This is a genomic window from Actinoplanes derwentensis, assembly GCF_900104725.1.
GTDB lineage: Bacteria > Actinomycetota > Actinomycetes > Mycobacteriales > Micromonosporaceae > Actinoplanes > Actinoplanes derwentensis.
Window position 1 is genome coordinate 2,624,044 of sequence record NZ_LT629758.1, and the last position, 14,067, is coordinate 2,638,110.

A 14,067-nucleotide genomic window follows, 5' to 3' on the forward strand; every position below is an offset into this window, starting at 1 on the left:
GATTGCTCACCGCCGGCTCGGGCATCGCCTACACCCAGATCACCGACACGACCAGCACGGCCACCGTCTCCACCCAGCCCCCCGGCTCCACCCAGTTCCCCGGCACCGCCACCGCTTCAGGAAGACCCGCCACCTCCATCAGTTGCACAGCGGCGTCAACCGCGAGCACCGCTCCGAACGACAGCAACAGGACTGCCCAACCGCAGAGCGCCCCCTGCACCAGCGGCAGCGCGGCCACCAAGACGACCGCGCCCGCCGCCGCGGCGGACATCACGGTCAACACCGCCACCAAGTTCCAGACGATCGACGGCTTCGGCTCCGCCGTCTCCATCTGGGGCAGCGCCTGGTCGACGGCCGAGACACAGACGCTGATCGGCACGGGCGCCAGCCAACTCGGCTTGTCCATCGTGCGGACCGGCATCTCGCCGATCTCCAGCGAATGGGTAAAACAAGTCAAGGCCCTCAAAGCCGCCAAGGCATCGGGATCGAACGTGAAGATCCTCGCAACGCCGTGGACCGCTCCGGCCGCGTGGAAGACCAACAACAGCCAGATCAACGGCGGCAAACTGAAGACCGACTACTACGACGACTACGCCAACCACCTCAACAAATACGTCACATACATGAAGAGCCAGGGCGTGACCATCGACGTCGTCTCCATTCAGAACGAGCCGGACTATCACCCCGACTACGACTCGATGGAGTGGACCGGCACTGAACTGCGGAACTTCGTCCGCGACCACGGGGCGAAGATCAAGAACACCAAGCTGATGGCCGCTGAGAGCACGGGCATGGAATACGATCTCACCGACCCGATCCTCAGCAACGCGACCGCCCGCGACAACACCAGCTACATCGGCGGGCACCTGTACGGCACCGAGGACTCCGGCCGGCTCAAGGCCTACTCGCTGGCCGACCGGTACAACAAGCCGGTGTGGATGACCGAGTGGAACTACCACAAAGCCGCCGGCGACACCTCCACCACCTGGGGAGATCCCAGCAACCAGGCTGTCTGGGACGAAACCCTGGACGAGGTCATGCGCACCGTGCACAGATCGATGGAATCGAACTGGAGCGCCTACATCTGGTGGTACGGCAAGCGCTACTACTCGTTCATCGGCGACGGCAGCGCCGGCACCACCACCGGGGCGCCACTCAAACGCGGCTACGCGTTTTCGCAGTACGCGAAGTATGTACGCCCCGGCGACCAGCGCGTCGCCCTGACCAAGAGTTCCCAGGCCTCTCGCCTGGAAGTGACCGCATACCAGGGCGGCGGAAAGATCAAGCTGGTGATCCTGAACCGATCGACCCGTGCGGTCGACAACGTCGTCATTCAGGCGCCGAAGACCGTCACCAAGGCGAAGAACTACGTCACCTCGAAGTCTGCCAACGCGTCCAGCCAGGCGACTAGCGTCAACGGCGAACAGGTGACCGTCAGCATTCCCGCCCGGAGCATCTCCACGGTCGTTCTCACCCAGTAACAGATTGCGAGATCCGTTCGAAGATTGACCGGGTCTCGCAATCTGCTCGGCGCGCCGATCACGACCTCCCGGGTCGGCTCACAGGGCTCCGAAAACGGCGGCGACCAGCTCCTCGTCAGCGGCGAGCCGCTCGTCAAGCGAACGCAACACTACGGGCACCGCTCCGGTCGGTGCTGCGGTGTCACGCACCGGGACCGACTCGCCGCGCAGGTGCCGGGTCCACGCCGCGAGCAGTTCCACCGCCGGGCGGGGCAGGCGGCCCTCGGCACGGGCCCGTAACAGCGCCGGGACGATCCGGACCGGGATCTTCACGCTGCCGTCGGCGGCGATCTGCGCGAGGCGGTGCTCGATGCGCGCGTTGCTCCACCGTTCGAGCAGGCTGGTCCGGTAGACGCCGGCCTCCGGCAGCCGGGCGTCGGCCTCGTCCCACCATTGCTCGAGCAGTCCCCGGCAGTACGGGTCGGCGACGGCGGACGCGACGGTGATGTGCCCGCGCAGGCTGCCGACGTAGGCGAGCAGCGTGTGCCCGCCGTTGAGCAGCCACAGTTTGCGCTGTTCATAGGGGGCCACGTCGTCGACGAACCGGGCGCCGGCCTCCTCCCAGGCGGGCCGCCCGGCCGGGAAGTCGCCGGCGAGAACCCATTCGGTGAACGGTTCGGTGACCACCGCCGTGCCGTCGGCCGGTGTCGAGGCCGGGGTGATCCGGTCGACGACGGTGTCCACGAACGACACGTTCGCGGCGATCCACTCGCGCAGCGCCGGATCCGCCTCTTGCGTGATCAGGCGGGCGAGGACCGTACCGTTGCCGGGAAGGTTGTCGCAGCTGATCAGCGTGACCGGGCCGCCGTTCGTGTCGCGCCGGGCGGTGAGCCCGGCAGCCAGCCGGCGTGGCAGCGGTCCGGGGCGATAGGCCGCCTCGGTGACGGTCAGGGTGACCACGGCCAGGTCCGGGGCCGCCCATTCGCGCAGCCAGGCCGCGTCGTCGGCGCCCGGATAGGCGGCGGCCAGGGTCAGTTCCTGATCGGTGTCGTGTGACGGTCCGCGGGTGATCAGGGTGTAGCGGCAGCCTTGTGCGTTGAGCGCGTCCGCGACGGCGGGCGAGCGGCCGGTGAACGCGGCGATGTCCCAGCCGCCCGCTGCCGCGGTGTACCAGGCCTGATGGGCACGGAAGAAGTTGCCGAGCCCGAGGTGCAGCATCCGGCTCATAGCTTGAAGACCTTCCGCGGCTGGGCGCTGACCAGCGATGTCAGCGTGTCGAGAGCTTCGTCCTCGTCGAGGCGGTGTGCGACGACGAGTTCGGCGAGGTGACCGGCGTCGAGGCGACGGGCCATGTCGTGCCGCGCCGGGATGGACAGGAACGCCCGGGTGTCGTCGATGAAACCGGAGAGCCGGCTGAACCCGGCAATCTCGGTGACCGAGCGCTGGAACGCGCGGATCTCCGACGGGTTGTCGAGGAACCACCACGGCACGCCCGCGTAGACCGACGGGTAGAAGCTGGCGAGGGGTGCGATCTCGCGGCTGTAGACGGTCGGGTCGGTGGTGAACAGCACTAGGTGGAAGCCGGGGTGGGTGCCGAAGCGGGTCAGCAGTGGCCGCAGCGCGCGGGTGAACTCCACCTGGGTCGGGATGTCGTGGCCGGTGTCCGGACCGAACCGGTCGAAGGTGGGCGGGTGGTGGTTGCGGGCGATCGCCGGGTGCAGGGTCATCACCAAGCCGTCCTCGCAGGACATCCGCGCCATCTCGAGGATCATGTGCCGGCGGAAGGCGGTGGCCTCCGCTTTGAGGACTTCCCCGCTGAGGGCTCGCGCGTAGATCCGGGCCGCCTCGGCGAGCGGCAGCGGCTCGGCTGCGGCATCGGCGTGGCTGTGATCGGTGGAGACCGCGCCGTGGGCGATGAAGTGCCGCCGCCGGTTCTCCAGCGCGGCGAGGAATCCGTGGTACTGGCCGATGTCGGTGTCGGCAACGGCGCCGAGTCGTTTGACCGTGTCGGCCCAGCCCGGCGCGGCGGTTTCGAGGTAGCGATCCGGGCGGAAGGTGGGGACGATCCGAGCGCGCAGACCGGCTTCGGCGAGGGCGGCGTGTGCGGTGAGGTCGTCGGCGGGGTCGTCGGTGGTGGCGAGGAACTCGATGCCGAACCGGTCGAGCATCGCGCGCGGACGGTGGCTGTCCTGGGCGAGCCGGGTGGCGATCCGGTCGTACAGATCGTCGGCGTTGCCGGTGCCGGGCCGGTCGCTGATGCCGAAGACGTCACTCAGCGCCGTCTCGAGCCAATACCGGACGGGGGTTCCGCGGAACAGATCCCAGCGGCCGCAGAGCAGCCGCCACACCTGACGGGCGTGGGCTTGCGGCAGCGGTCCCGCTCCGATGCCGAGATCATTCAGGGGTACGCCTCCGGCGTGCAGCAGCCGCGTGACGTAATGGTCGGGCTGGACGAACAACGAAACCGGATCGGTGAACGGGGCGTCGTCGAGCAGCAGCCGCGGATCGACGTGCCCATGCGGTGAGATGATCGGCAGGTCCCGTACCGCGTGGTGGAGTCTGCGGGCGACCGCACGGGTGCCCGGGTCCGCCGGCAGAAGCCGGTCCGGATGCGAAGTCAGCGACATGCAACCGAAGGCTGAGGGCGACCTGCACACGGTGGCAAGCGGTTGCCAGCTGTTGCCCGCTGCCCTTGCCGTAAGCCGGGCGATCAGCGCAAGGTGCGACGATGACAAGCGTTATCGGTGGACCTCAGCAGACCTTGCACGACGAGCAGGTGCGCGCCTTCGTCGTCGCACAGCTGGCCGGGGCCGACCTCGACGGCCGCAGCGTGTGCGTGATCGTGCCGGACGCGACCCGCAGCTGCCCGTTGCCGATGCTGATGGGCGCCCTGCACGAGGTGTTGCACGGCCGGGCCGCCGCGGTCACCGTCCTGATCGCGCTCGGCACCCACGCCCCGATGACCGACGAGCAGCTGCTGGCGCATCTCGGTGGCTCCTACCCGGGCTTTACGGTCCGTAACCATGAGTGGTGGGAGCCGTCCGAGCTGGTATCAGTCGGGGTGATCCCGGCGGCTCGGGTCGCCGAGCTCTCCGACGCGCGGATGGCGCAGGACGTCGACGTGGTGGTCAACCGGGCCGTCGCCGAGCACGACGTGTGCCTGGTGATCGGGCCGGTGTTCCCGCACGAGGTGGTCGGTTTCTCCGGCGGCAACAAGTACTTCGTCCCCGGCGTCGCCGGGCAGCAGATCATCGACTTCTCGCACTGGCTGGGTGCACTGATCACCAGCGCGGAGATCATCGGTACGCGCGGGATCACCCCCGTGCGGGCGCTCATCGACCAGGCCGCCGCGCTGATACCGAGCCGCAGGCTGGCGCTGTGCCTGGTGGTGCAGTCCGGCACCGGCGCGCTGCACGCCGCCGCGTTCGGGCCGCCCGAGCAGGCCTGGTCGGCATGCGCCGATGTCTCTGCGGAAACCCACGTGCGGTATCTGGATGCGCCTGTCGACCGGGTTCTGTCGATCATTCCGGAGAAGTACGACGACATGTGGACCGGCGCGAAGGGCTTCTACAAGGTGGAGCCGGTCGTCGCCGACGGCGGCCAAGTGATCATCTACGCCCCGCACATCACCCGCATCTCGGAGATGCACCCGGAGATCGAACAGATCGGCTACCACTGCCGGGACTACTTCCTCAAGCAGTGGGACCGGTTCTCCGATCAGCACTGGGGGGTGCTCGCACACTCCACGCATCTGCGCGGCGCCGGAACCTACGACCCGGTGCACGGCGAGCGGCTGCGCGTGACGGTCACCCTCGCGACCGGCATCCCGGAGTACGTGGTCCGGGCGGCGAACCTCGACTACCTGGATCCGGCAGCCGTCGACACCTCCGCACCCGGCGCCTTCGTGGTGCCCCACGCCGGCGAGGTCCTGTTCCGTCTGCGGTGAGCGGTCGACGCCCGCACCACCAGCCGCGACGGCAGGCTGACCGGTTCGGCGGTCTGCAGTCTCGCGCCCCGGATCATCGCGAGCAGGTTGCGGACCGCGGTGGTGCCCATCGCGGCCAGCGGCGCGGCGACCGTCGTCAGCGCCGGGGTGACCAGGTCGGCGGCGAAGATGTTGTCGAAGCCGATCACGCTGACGTCCTGCGGGATCCGCACCCCATCGGTGGTCAGGGCCCGGATCAGCCCGATCGCCATCATGTCGTTGTAGGCGATCACCGCCGAGGTGGGGTGTTTCAGCAGCTCGGCGGCCGCCCGGGCGCCACCGGCGACGGTCGGCTCGTAGGGACCGATCCGGCGTACCTGCAGCTCCAGTGCGAGGCCTGCCTCGCGCAGTGCCCGCCAGCGGGTGCCGTCGGCCCATGACGCCTCCGGGCCGGCGACGTAGGTGATGCGCTCGTGGCCGAGCTCGCCCAGGTGCTCGGCGGCCCGGCGCATGCCACGTGGGTTGTCGGTGACCACGCTCGGCACGTCGGCCAGGGTGCGGTTGAGCACGACGGTCGGCCGCTGCTTGGCGATCATCCGGATCGCCGAGTCGGGCATCCGCGAGGTGGCCAGCACGATGCCCTCGACGGTCGACATCGTGCGCTCCAGCACTTCGCGTTCGCGTGACCCGGACTCCTGGGCGTCGGCGAGCAGCATCGTGTAGCCGGCCTCGGCCACGGCGGACTGCGCGCCCCGCAGGATCTCGTTGTGGAACGGGTTGGCCAGATCCGAGACCACCACGGCGATCATCGAGGTGCGGCCGGTCGGCAGTGCCTGGGCGATCGGGTTCACCCGGTACCCCAGCTCGGCAGCGGTCTGCCGGATCCGCTCGGCGGTTGCCGCGTTGACCCGGCCCGGCCGGGCGAACGTGCGAGAAACCGTCGAGGCGGCCACCCCCGCCGCCTTCGCGACGTCGTAGATGGTGGGCGCCCGGTGTGGAGCTTCGTCCGACATGTGACCTCCCCGGATGTGGCGGCCACGCTAATGCCGCCCGCAACATCTGGCAACCGCTTGCCACCGAGTTGTCCGCCGCCTGGAATGAGGTGATGAGTGCATCGCCGACCGTGGACGCGATAACCCGCTTGACCAGCGAGCTGGCCGATATTCACCGCCTCGGCGTCGCCGTCTCCGGCGGAGTGGACTCCTCGGTGCTGCTCGCCCTCGCCGCCCGTGTCCTCGGCCGCGAGCAGGTGGTGGCGCTGCTCGGGATCTCCCCCAGCCTCGCCGCCGACGAACGGGCCGGCGCCCACGCGGTCGCCCGGGACCTCGGGGTGACGGTGGTCGAGGTGACCACCCGGGAGATGGACCGGGCGGCCTACCGGGCGAACGGACCTGACCGCTGCTTCCACTGCAAGGACGAACTGTTCACGACGATCGACACCCAGGTGATGGCCGCGCATCGGCTGGACGCGGTCGCCTACGGCGAGAACGCCGACGACGCCCGCCGCCCGGACCGCCCCGGCAGCCGCGCCGCCACCGAGCACCGGGTGTTGCGGCCCCTCGCCGACCTGGGCCTGACCAAAGCCGCCGTCCGAAGCATCGCCCGTGACCTCGGCCTGGCGTGCGCCGACAAGCCGGCCGCGCCATGCCTGGCATCGCGGATCCCGCACTTCGCCGAAGTGACCCCGGCCAAACTACGGCAAGTGGAACGGGCCGAGTCGGCGCTGCACCGGCTCGGCTTCACCGACATACGCGTGCGCCACCACGGCGACGTGGCCCGCATCGAACTGCCCGATGAGGACCTGCTCCGCGCGATCTCCGAGCCGCTGCGGCACGCCGTACGACAGGCGGTGACGACCGCGGGCTTCCGGTACGCAGCCGTCGATGTCGGCGGCATCCGATCCGGTGCCTTCACCCTAGCGCTGGTGGCCACCCATGACTGAGCTCACCGACGTGGCCGCAGTTGCCGATCTCGATCTGGGCCGCGCTGCCCGGCGCGGCTATCCGGAGGCCGTCTATTGCCCCGGCAAGTCCCCTGACCAGGCCGCGGTCATCGCCGCCGCCGTCCGCGAACGCCCCGACGTGACCACCCTGTTCACCCGGGCGACCGCAGCGCACGCGGCGGCCGTGCTGGGCGAACTGCCCGAGGCGCACCACGACACCACCGCCGGTCTGCTGGCTTGGCCGCCCACCCCGCCCCTGCCGACCGGTGGACCGGTTCTGGTCGTCGCCGCCGGCACCTCCGACCTGCCGGTCGCCCGCGAAGCGCTGCTCACCGCCCGCTACCTGGGCCGCGCCGCCGACCTGATCGTCGATGTCGGGGTGGCCGGTCTGCAGCGGATCCTGGGGCAGTTGCCCGCCCTGCGCGCCGCCCACGCCGTCGTGGTCGCCGCCGGGATGGACGGCGCCCTGCCCAGCGTCGTCGCCGGCCTGGTCAGCGCACCGGTGGTCGCCGTACCGACCTCGGTCGGTTACGGCGCCGCCTTCGGCGGGCTCGCGCCCCTGCTCGCCATGCTCAACTCCTGCGCACCCGGCGTCGCCGTCGTCAACATCGACAACGGGTACGGCGCCGGGCACCTGGCCGCTCAGATCACGGCGGTCCGGTCATGACCCACGTGTGGATAGACGCCTCGGCCGGGATCGCCGGGGACATGTTGCTCGGCGCACTGCTCGACGCCGGAGCCTCCCTCGACCGGGTGCAGGCGAAGGTCGACGCGGTGCTGCCCGGCGCGGTCCGGATCACCGCCACCGAGGTGCACCGGGCTGGTCTGCGCGCGTGCAAGGCCGACGTCACCGCGCTGACCACCGACCTGCCGCACCGTAGCTGGCGCGACATCCGCGGCCTGCTCGCAGCCGGATCCCCGGCCGCCGCCGTCTTCGCCACCCTGGCCGGCGCGGAGGGCGCGGTACACGGCATCGGCCCCGACCAGGTTCACTTCCACGAGGTCGGGGCGCTCGACGCGATCGCCGATGTGGTAGGCGTCTGTGCCGCGCTCGACGACCTCGGTGCCACCACCGTCTCCGCCGGGGAAGTGTCGGTCGGCTCCGGCACGGTGCGTTCCGCCCACGGCCTTCTGCCGGTTCCCGCACCCGCTGTCGCCGAACTCTCCCGGGGCTGGCGGATCCGCTCCGGCGGCACCGGCGAGTTGGCCACCCCGACCGGAATGGCGCTGCTGCGCACCCTCGCGGTGAGCTGCGAGGATCTGCCGTCGATGACGGTGTCGGCGGTCGGGGTGGGCGCCGGCAGCCGGGACACCCCCGGACGACCCAATGTGGTGCGGGTGCTCATGGGCGGGAAAAAGACGGCCACCCAGGATGCCCTGCTCCTGGAGGCCAACGTCGACGACCTGGATCCACGGCTCTGGCCAGGGGTGCTCACCGGCCTGCTGGACGCGGGCGCGGACGACGCGTGGCTGGTGCCGATCCTGATGAAGAAAGGCCGGCCCGCGCACACGTTGTCCGCGCTCTGTGCACCCGCCGCCGTCCCCGCCGTGCAGGCCCGGATTTTCCGGGACACCAGCACCCTTGGTGTCCGAACATCCCCCCGCGCCAAGACCGCCTTGGACCGCACAGTCGTCCGGCTCGACGTGGCCGGCCACCCTGTCGCCATGAAGATCGGCCTCGACGGTGGGGCGATCGTGCAGGTGACGCCCGAGTTCGAGGACGTGGCAGCACTGGCCCGTGCCCTCGGAATAGCGGAAAGTGAGGCCCTGTCCCGCGCCGCGCACGGGGCCTTATCTGCGGGCATGATCGTCGGCGAGCCCGTACAGCCCGATGGCTAGACGCCACAGGTGGCAGCCGTTGCTACTCGCCGTGCATAAGTGCCCATGGGCCATAGTCGAAACCCCTGCGCACCAGCGCCGAGACCTGCACGGGGTACTCGAGGCCTGTCTAGAACTCGTGCAGTCCCGTAGTCCGCCAAACCGGCCTGCACAGCAGCAACATGAAGGGCGTCATCCCTGCAAGACGACGCGTCGTCAGTTGATGCGGATGCATATGCAGCGGTTCCGCATGCGGTAAGTGAGTAGGAGCAGAGCGCATCCGATCACGATCAGAGCGATCCCGGCCAGGGCGATCGATAGGGATGGACGACCGGTCACCGGCAAGTCCCCGTCGCCACGGGTGGGTGAATCGCTCGGCGAAGCGGACACCGATGGCGATGGGGACGGGGAGGGGGACGGGTGGGCCAGCGGCGGGGACCACCACCGTGGAAGCGGCCGTGGCTTGGACTGGTGGGGCCTCAGGCTGGATGAGGTGGCCGACGACGTGGGCCTTGTAGGTCCGGTGGCCGCGGACGATCTCGTCGGCGGTGAGGTGGTAGGTGGCGGAGGCGCAGTGAACGGCCATCCGGCGGTCGTCCGGGCCATGCGCCTGATGGAGGCGGCGCCCGACCGGCCCTGGACACTCAACGATCTGGCGGCCGAACCCCACCTGGCCCGGGGGCATCTCTTCCGCCTCTGCAAGGCGGTCACCGGCCTGCCGCCGATCACCTACCTGTTGCGCCTGCGCGTCGAGCTGGCCACGTCATTGCTGCTGTACACCGACCAGTCGGTGAGCCAGATCGGCGAGTCGGTCGGCTGGCCGGACGCGAACTACTTCGCGCGCCGTTTCAAGGCGCACTACAGGCTCAGCGCCTCCACGTACCGCACCCGTTTCACTCACAACACCGCACTCCTGCGCGCGGGGAGCCCTCAGCCCGGCGGCTGAGGGCTCCGGGTCATTTGACGGCGATCGGGTTCACCGGGCTGCCCACCGCCCCGGTGATCGGCAGCGGCGCCGCCGTCAGCCAGAACTCGTAGACCCCGTCGGCCGCGCAGTCTTCCGCGAGCGCGTCCAGGTCCCACATCTCGCCCAGGAACAGGCCGATGTGCGGGATCGCGACCTGGTGCAGCGGCTGGAACGCATCGTCGAACTCGTTCGGCCGCACCTCGAAACCCCAGGTGTCGGTAGCGATCGCGGCGATCTCGGTACGGTGCAGCCAGTCCGCCGTGGTGAACGACAACCCGGGCGCTGGTCCGCCGGCGTAGTCGCCCCATCCCTGTCGGCGGACCCGGGCGAGCTGCCCCGTGCGTACCAGAACGATGTCGCCGCAACCCACCGCGGACGTCGCGCCCTGCAACGACATCGTCTCGCGCAGATGGTCCTCCGTGATGGCGAAGCCATCCGGCAACTCCCCCGAGCCCAGCGCACGGCCGACGTCCAGCAGCACACCCCGGCCCGCGATGACCGAAGCCACCGTCTCGATGCCGGTGACCGCGTCACCGAGGCTGGTCACCACTTCTCCCGCGGGCCGCCCGTTCCAGGCGACACCGTGGTCGAAGATGTGACCGAGTCCGTCCCACTGGGTCGAGCACTGCAACGGCATGGCGATGACGTCGTCGGCGCCGCCGATGCCGTGCGGGAAACCCTGGATTCCGGCGGCAGCGTCGGTGCCGGTGTCGAGCATGGTGTGCACCGGGTTGGTGCGCCGGCGCCAGCCCTTCTGCGGCCCGTCGGCGTCGAACGACTGTGACAGCGAGAACGAAACCCCGCGCCGCACCAGCGATGCGCCCTGTCTACGCTTGTCCGGGGTCAGGAAATTCATGGTTCCCTGTACGTCGTCAGCGCCCCACCGCCCCCAGTTGGAGCAGCGTTTCGCGGCCGCCGCGATCGCGCCCTCCGGATCGGTCCGGTCGATCAAGCGAACTCCTTGGCGATCCAGTCGGCGATGTAGCTCTGCACGTGGGCGAGGTGATCGAGCCCGATGTGCTCGGCACCGCCCTCGGCAGGGGTGAAGATCCGCAGCTCACGGTTCGGGGAGTTGACCGCCTGCTCGTACGAGCGGTGTGCGTACTGCAACGGGATCTGCCGGTCGTTCTCGCCGTGGCAGATCAGGAACGGCACGGTGATCTGCTCGACCACACCGTCGAGGTTGACCGCCTCGGCCTTCTTGATGAACGTGTCCAGGTCGTCCTCACCCCACACCCAGAGCACGTGGTCCCAGTAGTGCGGAACCGGGTTCTCACCCTCACGCTCCAGCCGCCGTTTCTGCACCGCGCCCCAGTCGTGGTTGGCACCCCACGCCACGGCCAGCGCGAGCCTCTTCTCGAACGCCGCCGCCCGGGGCGCGTAGTAGCCGCCGAGCGACCACCCGGCCAGCCCGATCTTCCCGGCCACCACGTCGTCCCGGGTGAGCAGGTAGTCGACGCACGCCGCCGCCCAGTCCTCGGTCTCGACGCGGGACGTCAGCCCCAGGAAACGCAGCGCCTCACCACTACCGGGGCAGTCGACCATGAGCGTGTGGATGCCCCGCGCCGCCATCTCGTGGGCGAACCCGGCGGCGTACATGTGTTCCTTGGTCGAGTCGAGCCCGTTCCACAGGATGATCACCGGGGCGGGCCCGTCGACGGCGGCCTTCGTGAAGTAGGCCGGAAGAAGCGATCCCTCGAACGGGATCGACACCCGAGTGGTCGCCGGGTCGATCAGGTCGAAGACTTTCTGCTGCAGGTCGAGGAGCCGCTGGTAGAACGCCTTGCGGTCGGGCGACTTGGCGCTCTGCATCCGCTCGGCCTGCGCCAGGTAGTTGGTGGCCCGCTGGTATTTCTGCCCGGCGGTCCGCGTGTTGCCGGCGGCCTCGTCGGCCGCCGCCTGCGTCGCCAGGTCCTCCGCGACGGCGGCCCAGGCCGCCATGAACTCAGCTGTGCCGACGTCCGAGCCCTGCGCGGCCAGCTCTTTGATCGGACGGCAGGCGCGGTCCACCTCGTCGATCAAGCCGCCACTGTTCAGGGTGGCGACGACGCTCAGGTTCCAGACGTAGTTGCCGGGAAAGTACTCGAACATTCAGTGCTGCCTCTCTGCCCTTGCTTGTGCCTGGTCGCGACGGCGCACAGGCGGAAGGTCACCGGTCTGCGGACCGGTGACGACACGATTGGTCAGGCTGCCGATACCGTCGACGGTCAGGGTGACCACGTCGCCGTCACGCAGCGGCGGCGGATCCTGTTTCCCGTTGCGGCCCCAGAGTTCGGCCAGGCAGCCACCGTTGCCGACGGTCCCGGAGCCGAGCACGTCACCGGCCATCACCCGGCTGTCGCGGGCCGCATAGGCGATCAGGGTCTCGAAGGTCCAGCCCATGTTGCTCAGCAGGTCGCGCCCCACCTCGACGCCGTTCACCTGGGCCGTGCACCAAAGATCCAGAAAACCTTCTTCGTGGTACGGATCAAGCTCGTCGGCCGTCACGATCCACGGGCCCAGAGTGCTCGCGAAGTCCTTGCCCTTGGCCGGCCCCAGGCTCACCTGCATCTCACGTCTCTGCAGGTCACGGGCCGACCAGTCGTTGAGGATCGTATATCCGAAGATGCTCTGCTCAGGACCCGCGATCACGGCGACCTCGAGTTCGAAATCACGGTCCACCGACCTGGCGGGGAACGGGATGTCGTCGTCCGGGCCGTAGACGCGGTGCGGATTGGTGAAGTAGAAGGTCGGCGCGTCGTACCACGCCTCCGGCACACCGCTGGAACCGTCGATGCTGCGCCGAACCCCTTCGACGTGCTCCTCGAACGCGACGAAATCGCGCAGCGTCCGAGGCTGCAAGGGGGCCATGAGCTTCACGTCATCGAGAGGTACGGGTCCGGCTGTGCGCTGTTCCGCCGAGCCGTCGATGATCTCCAGCATCCCGGGATCGCCCTCGAACGGCAGCACGTGATCGCCCTCGACGACACCCGTCCGGACCCGGCCGTCGTGCCGGAAACGCGCCAGCCTCATACCGGCGGCGCCACGAAAACACCACGGTCGACGTCGTTGAAGGACTGTTTGGCGACGAACTCGCTCATCGGGTTCGCCGTACCCCACTGGTCGGTGACCGTCGGGTCGGAGAAGTCGTAGAGGTGCGGGTGCCAGGTGTCCTCGTCGAGTTCCTCCAGCTCGGTGGTGTACTCGACGGTGTTGCCGTGCGGGTCGAGGAAATAGCTGAAGGTGTTGTTGCCGGCCATGTGGCGGCCCGGTCCCCACACCTTCTCGACGCCGCCGCGCAGCAGCCGGCCGGTGCCGCGCATGTACTCGTCGATGCCGCGCATCTCGAACGACGCGTGGTGCAACGACACGTGCGGGCCGCGGGCGATCGCCAGGCTGTGGTGCCAGCGGTTGGTCCGCAGGAACCACATCACCTCTCCCATGTGCGGGGAGTGCAGGGTGTCGGAGAGCGCGAAGTGCAGGTGCCGCTGGTAGAAGGCGACGGTCGCCTCCGGGTTCGGCGAGTTGATCACCACGTGCGAGAGTTTGACCGGGACCGACTCGCCCTCTTCCAGCTTGCGGTGCTGCCGGACCCGCACGTCGGAGGAGATCTCGACGGTACGGCCGTCGCAGTCGAAGAACCGGAAGCCGTAGCCTCCGCCCGGGGTGAGCAGGCGGCCCGGCTCGCAGACCAGCTTCACGCCGGCGCGGCCGAGACGCTCGGCGAGCGCGTTCACGTCGGCCTCGTTCGCGGCGCCGAACGCGATCAGGTCGAGCCGCTTCTCGGCGGCTGCACGAAGCCGTACCGAGTACTGCTCGGGTGAGCCGGCCGCGGCCAGGAACGCAAGGCCGTCGTCGGTCGTCTCGGCGTCCAGGCCCCACATGCTCGTGTAGAACTCGAGCTGCTTGTCGTAGTCGGGCACGGCCAGGTCGACGTGCCGCAGGTGGGTGACGAGTCGTTCGTCGTTCATCATTC

14 protein-coding genes are annotated in these 14,067 nt (G+C 69.4%); 6 read left to right on the forward strand and 8 right to left on the reverse strand.

Translation table 11 applies throughout. From position 1 onward, the window contains the following. Positions 1 to 28: 28 nt before the first annotated feature. Positions 29 to 556, reverse strand: a complete 528-nt coding sequence (locus tag BLU81_RS50530; RefSeq protein ID WP_231954437.1) for a hypothetical protein — start codon at positions 554 to 556, stop codon at positions 29 to 31. On the opposite strand from BLU81_RS50530, the gene BLU81_RS50535 reads away from it, so the two are divergent. After that, positions 492 to 1,481 carry a glycoside hydrolase gene (locus BLU81_RS50535; RefSeq protein WP_231954438.1) on the forward strand — a complete coding sequence of 330 codons (990 nt, stop codon included), beginning with the start codon at positions 492 to 494 and terminating at the stop codon, positions 1,479 to 1,481. The two genes, BLU81_RS50530 and BLU81_RS50535, sit on opposite strands and share 65 nt — an antisense overlap. 78 nt (positions 1,482 to 1,559) lie before the next feature. Here the strand turns inward: BLU81_RS50535 and BLU81_RS12075 are convergent, their stop codons facing one another. Next, the gene (locus tag BLU81_RS12075; protein ID WP_092544352.1) at positions 1,560 to 2,687 is read right to left on the reverse strand and encodes a mannitol dehydrogenase family protein; all 1,128 of its coding nucleotides are present in this window, start codon (positions 2,685 to 2,687) and stop codon (positions 1,560 to 1,562) included. Then, on the reverse strand, positions 2,684 to 4,087 hold the full coding sequence (uxaC, locus tag BLU81_RS12080) for a glucuronate isomerase (RefSeq protein ID WP_092544354.1): 1,404 nt from the start codon (positions 4,085 to 4,087) through the stop codon (positions 2,684 to 2,686). Before uxaC ends, BLU81_RS12075 begins: the two co-directional genes overlap by 4 nt. 101 nt (positions 4,088 to 4,188) lie before the next feature. Here uxaC and BLU81_RS12085 point away from each other — a divergent pair, with 101 nt between their 5' ends. Further along, entirely contained in the window at positions 4,189 to 5,406 is a 1,218-nt protein-coding gene (locus tag BLU81_RS12085; protein WP_092544356.1) for a lactate racemase domain-containing protein, read from the forward strand. Here BLU81_RS12085 and BLU81_RS12090 read toward each other — a convergent pair. Then, complete coding sequence (locus tag BLU81_RS12090; protein ID WP_092544358.1) at positions 5,319 to 6,398, reverse strand: LacI family DNA-binding transcriptional regulator; 1,080 nt, start codon at positions 6,396 to 6,398, stop codon at positions 5,319 to 5,321. The genes BLU81_RS12085 and BLU81_RS12090 overlap by 88 nt on opposite strands. Before the next feature lie 92 nt (positions 6,399 to 6,490). Between BLU81_RS12090 and larE the strand changes: the two genes are divergently transcribed. From larE to BLU81_RS12110, 4 genes are all read left to right on the forward strand, one after another. Further along, on the forward strand, positions 6,491 to 7,327 hold the full coding sequence (gene larE / locus BLU81_RS12095) for an ATP-dependent sacrificial sulfur transferase LarE (RefSeq protein ID WP_092544360.1): 837 nt from the start codon (positions 6,491 to 6,493) through the stop codon (positions 7,325 to 7,327). Next, positions 7,320 to 7,994, forward strand: coding sequence for a nickel pincer cofactor biosynthesis protein LarB (gene larB, locus BLU81_RS12100; protein ID WP_092544362.1), 675 nt, complete (start codon positions 7,320 to 7,322; stop codon positions 7,992 to 7,994). Before larE ends, larB begins: the two co-directional genes overlap by 8 nt. Further along, entirely contained in the window at positions 7,991 to 9,166 is a 1,176-nt protein-coding gene (gene larC / locus BLU81_RS12105) for a nickel pincer cofactor biosynthesis protein LarC (protein WP_092544364.1), read from the forward strand. Before larB ends, larC begins: the two co-directional genes overlap by 4 nt. A 484-nt stretch (positions 9,167 to 9,650) precedes the next feature. After that, positions 9,651 to 10,091: a helix-turn-helix domain-containing protein gene (locus BLU81_RS12110; RefSeq protein ID WP_231954443.1), complete on the forward strand. Its 441-nt coding sequence runs from the start codon at positions 9,651 to 9,653 to the stop codon at positions 10,089 to 10,091. A 10-nt stretch (positions 10,092 to 10,101) separates the two neighbouring features. On the opposite strand, the gene BLU81_RS12115 is transcribed toward BLU81_RS12110, so the two are convergent. Genes BLU81_RS12115 through BLU81_RS12130 form a run of 4 tightly spaced genes read right to left on the reverse strand, consistent with a single transcriptional unit; the run spans position 10,102 to position 14,065 of the window. Further along, a complete protein-coding gene (locus tag BLU81_RS12115) occupies positions 10,102 to 11,064 on the reverse strand; it encodes a cyclase family protein (protein WP_197686204.1) in 963 nt (320 codons plus the stop codon). Further along, positions 11,061 to 12,203 carry an alpha/beta hydrolase family protein gene (locus tag BLU81_RS12120; protein ID WP_092544366.1) on the reverse strand — a complete coding sequence of 381 codons (1,143 nt, stop codon included), beginning with the start codon at positions 12,201 to 12,203 and terminating at the stop codon, positions 11,061 to 11,063. The genes BLU81_RS12115 and BLU81_RS12120 overlap by 4 nt, the downstream gene beginning before the upstream one ends. Continuing rightward, positions 12,204 to 13,124, reverse strand: coding sequence for a fumarylacetoacetate hydrolase family protein (locus BLU81_RS12125; RefSeq protein ID WP_092544367.1), 921 nt, complete (start codon positions 13,122 to 13,124; stop codon positions 12,204 to 12,206). Beyond that, complete coding sequence (locus BLU81_RS12130) at positions 13,121 to 14,065, reverse strand: VOC family protein (protein WP_092544369.1); 945 nt, start codon at positions 14,063 to 14,065, stop codon at positions 13,121 to 13,123. The genes BLU81_RS12125 and BLU81_RS12130 overlap by 4 nt, the downstream gene beginning before the upstream one ends. Between the last annotated feature and the right edge of the window lie 2 nt (positions 14,066 to 14,067).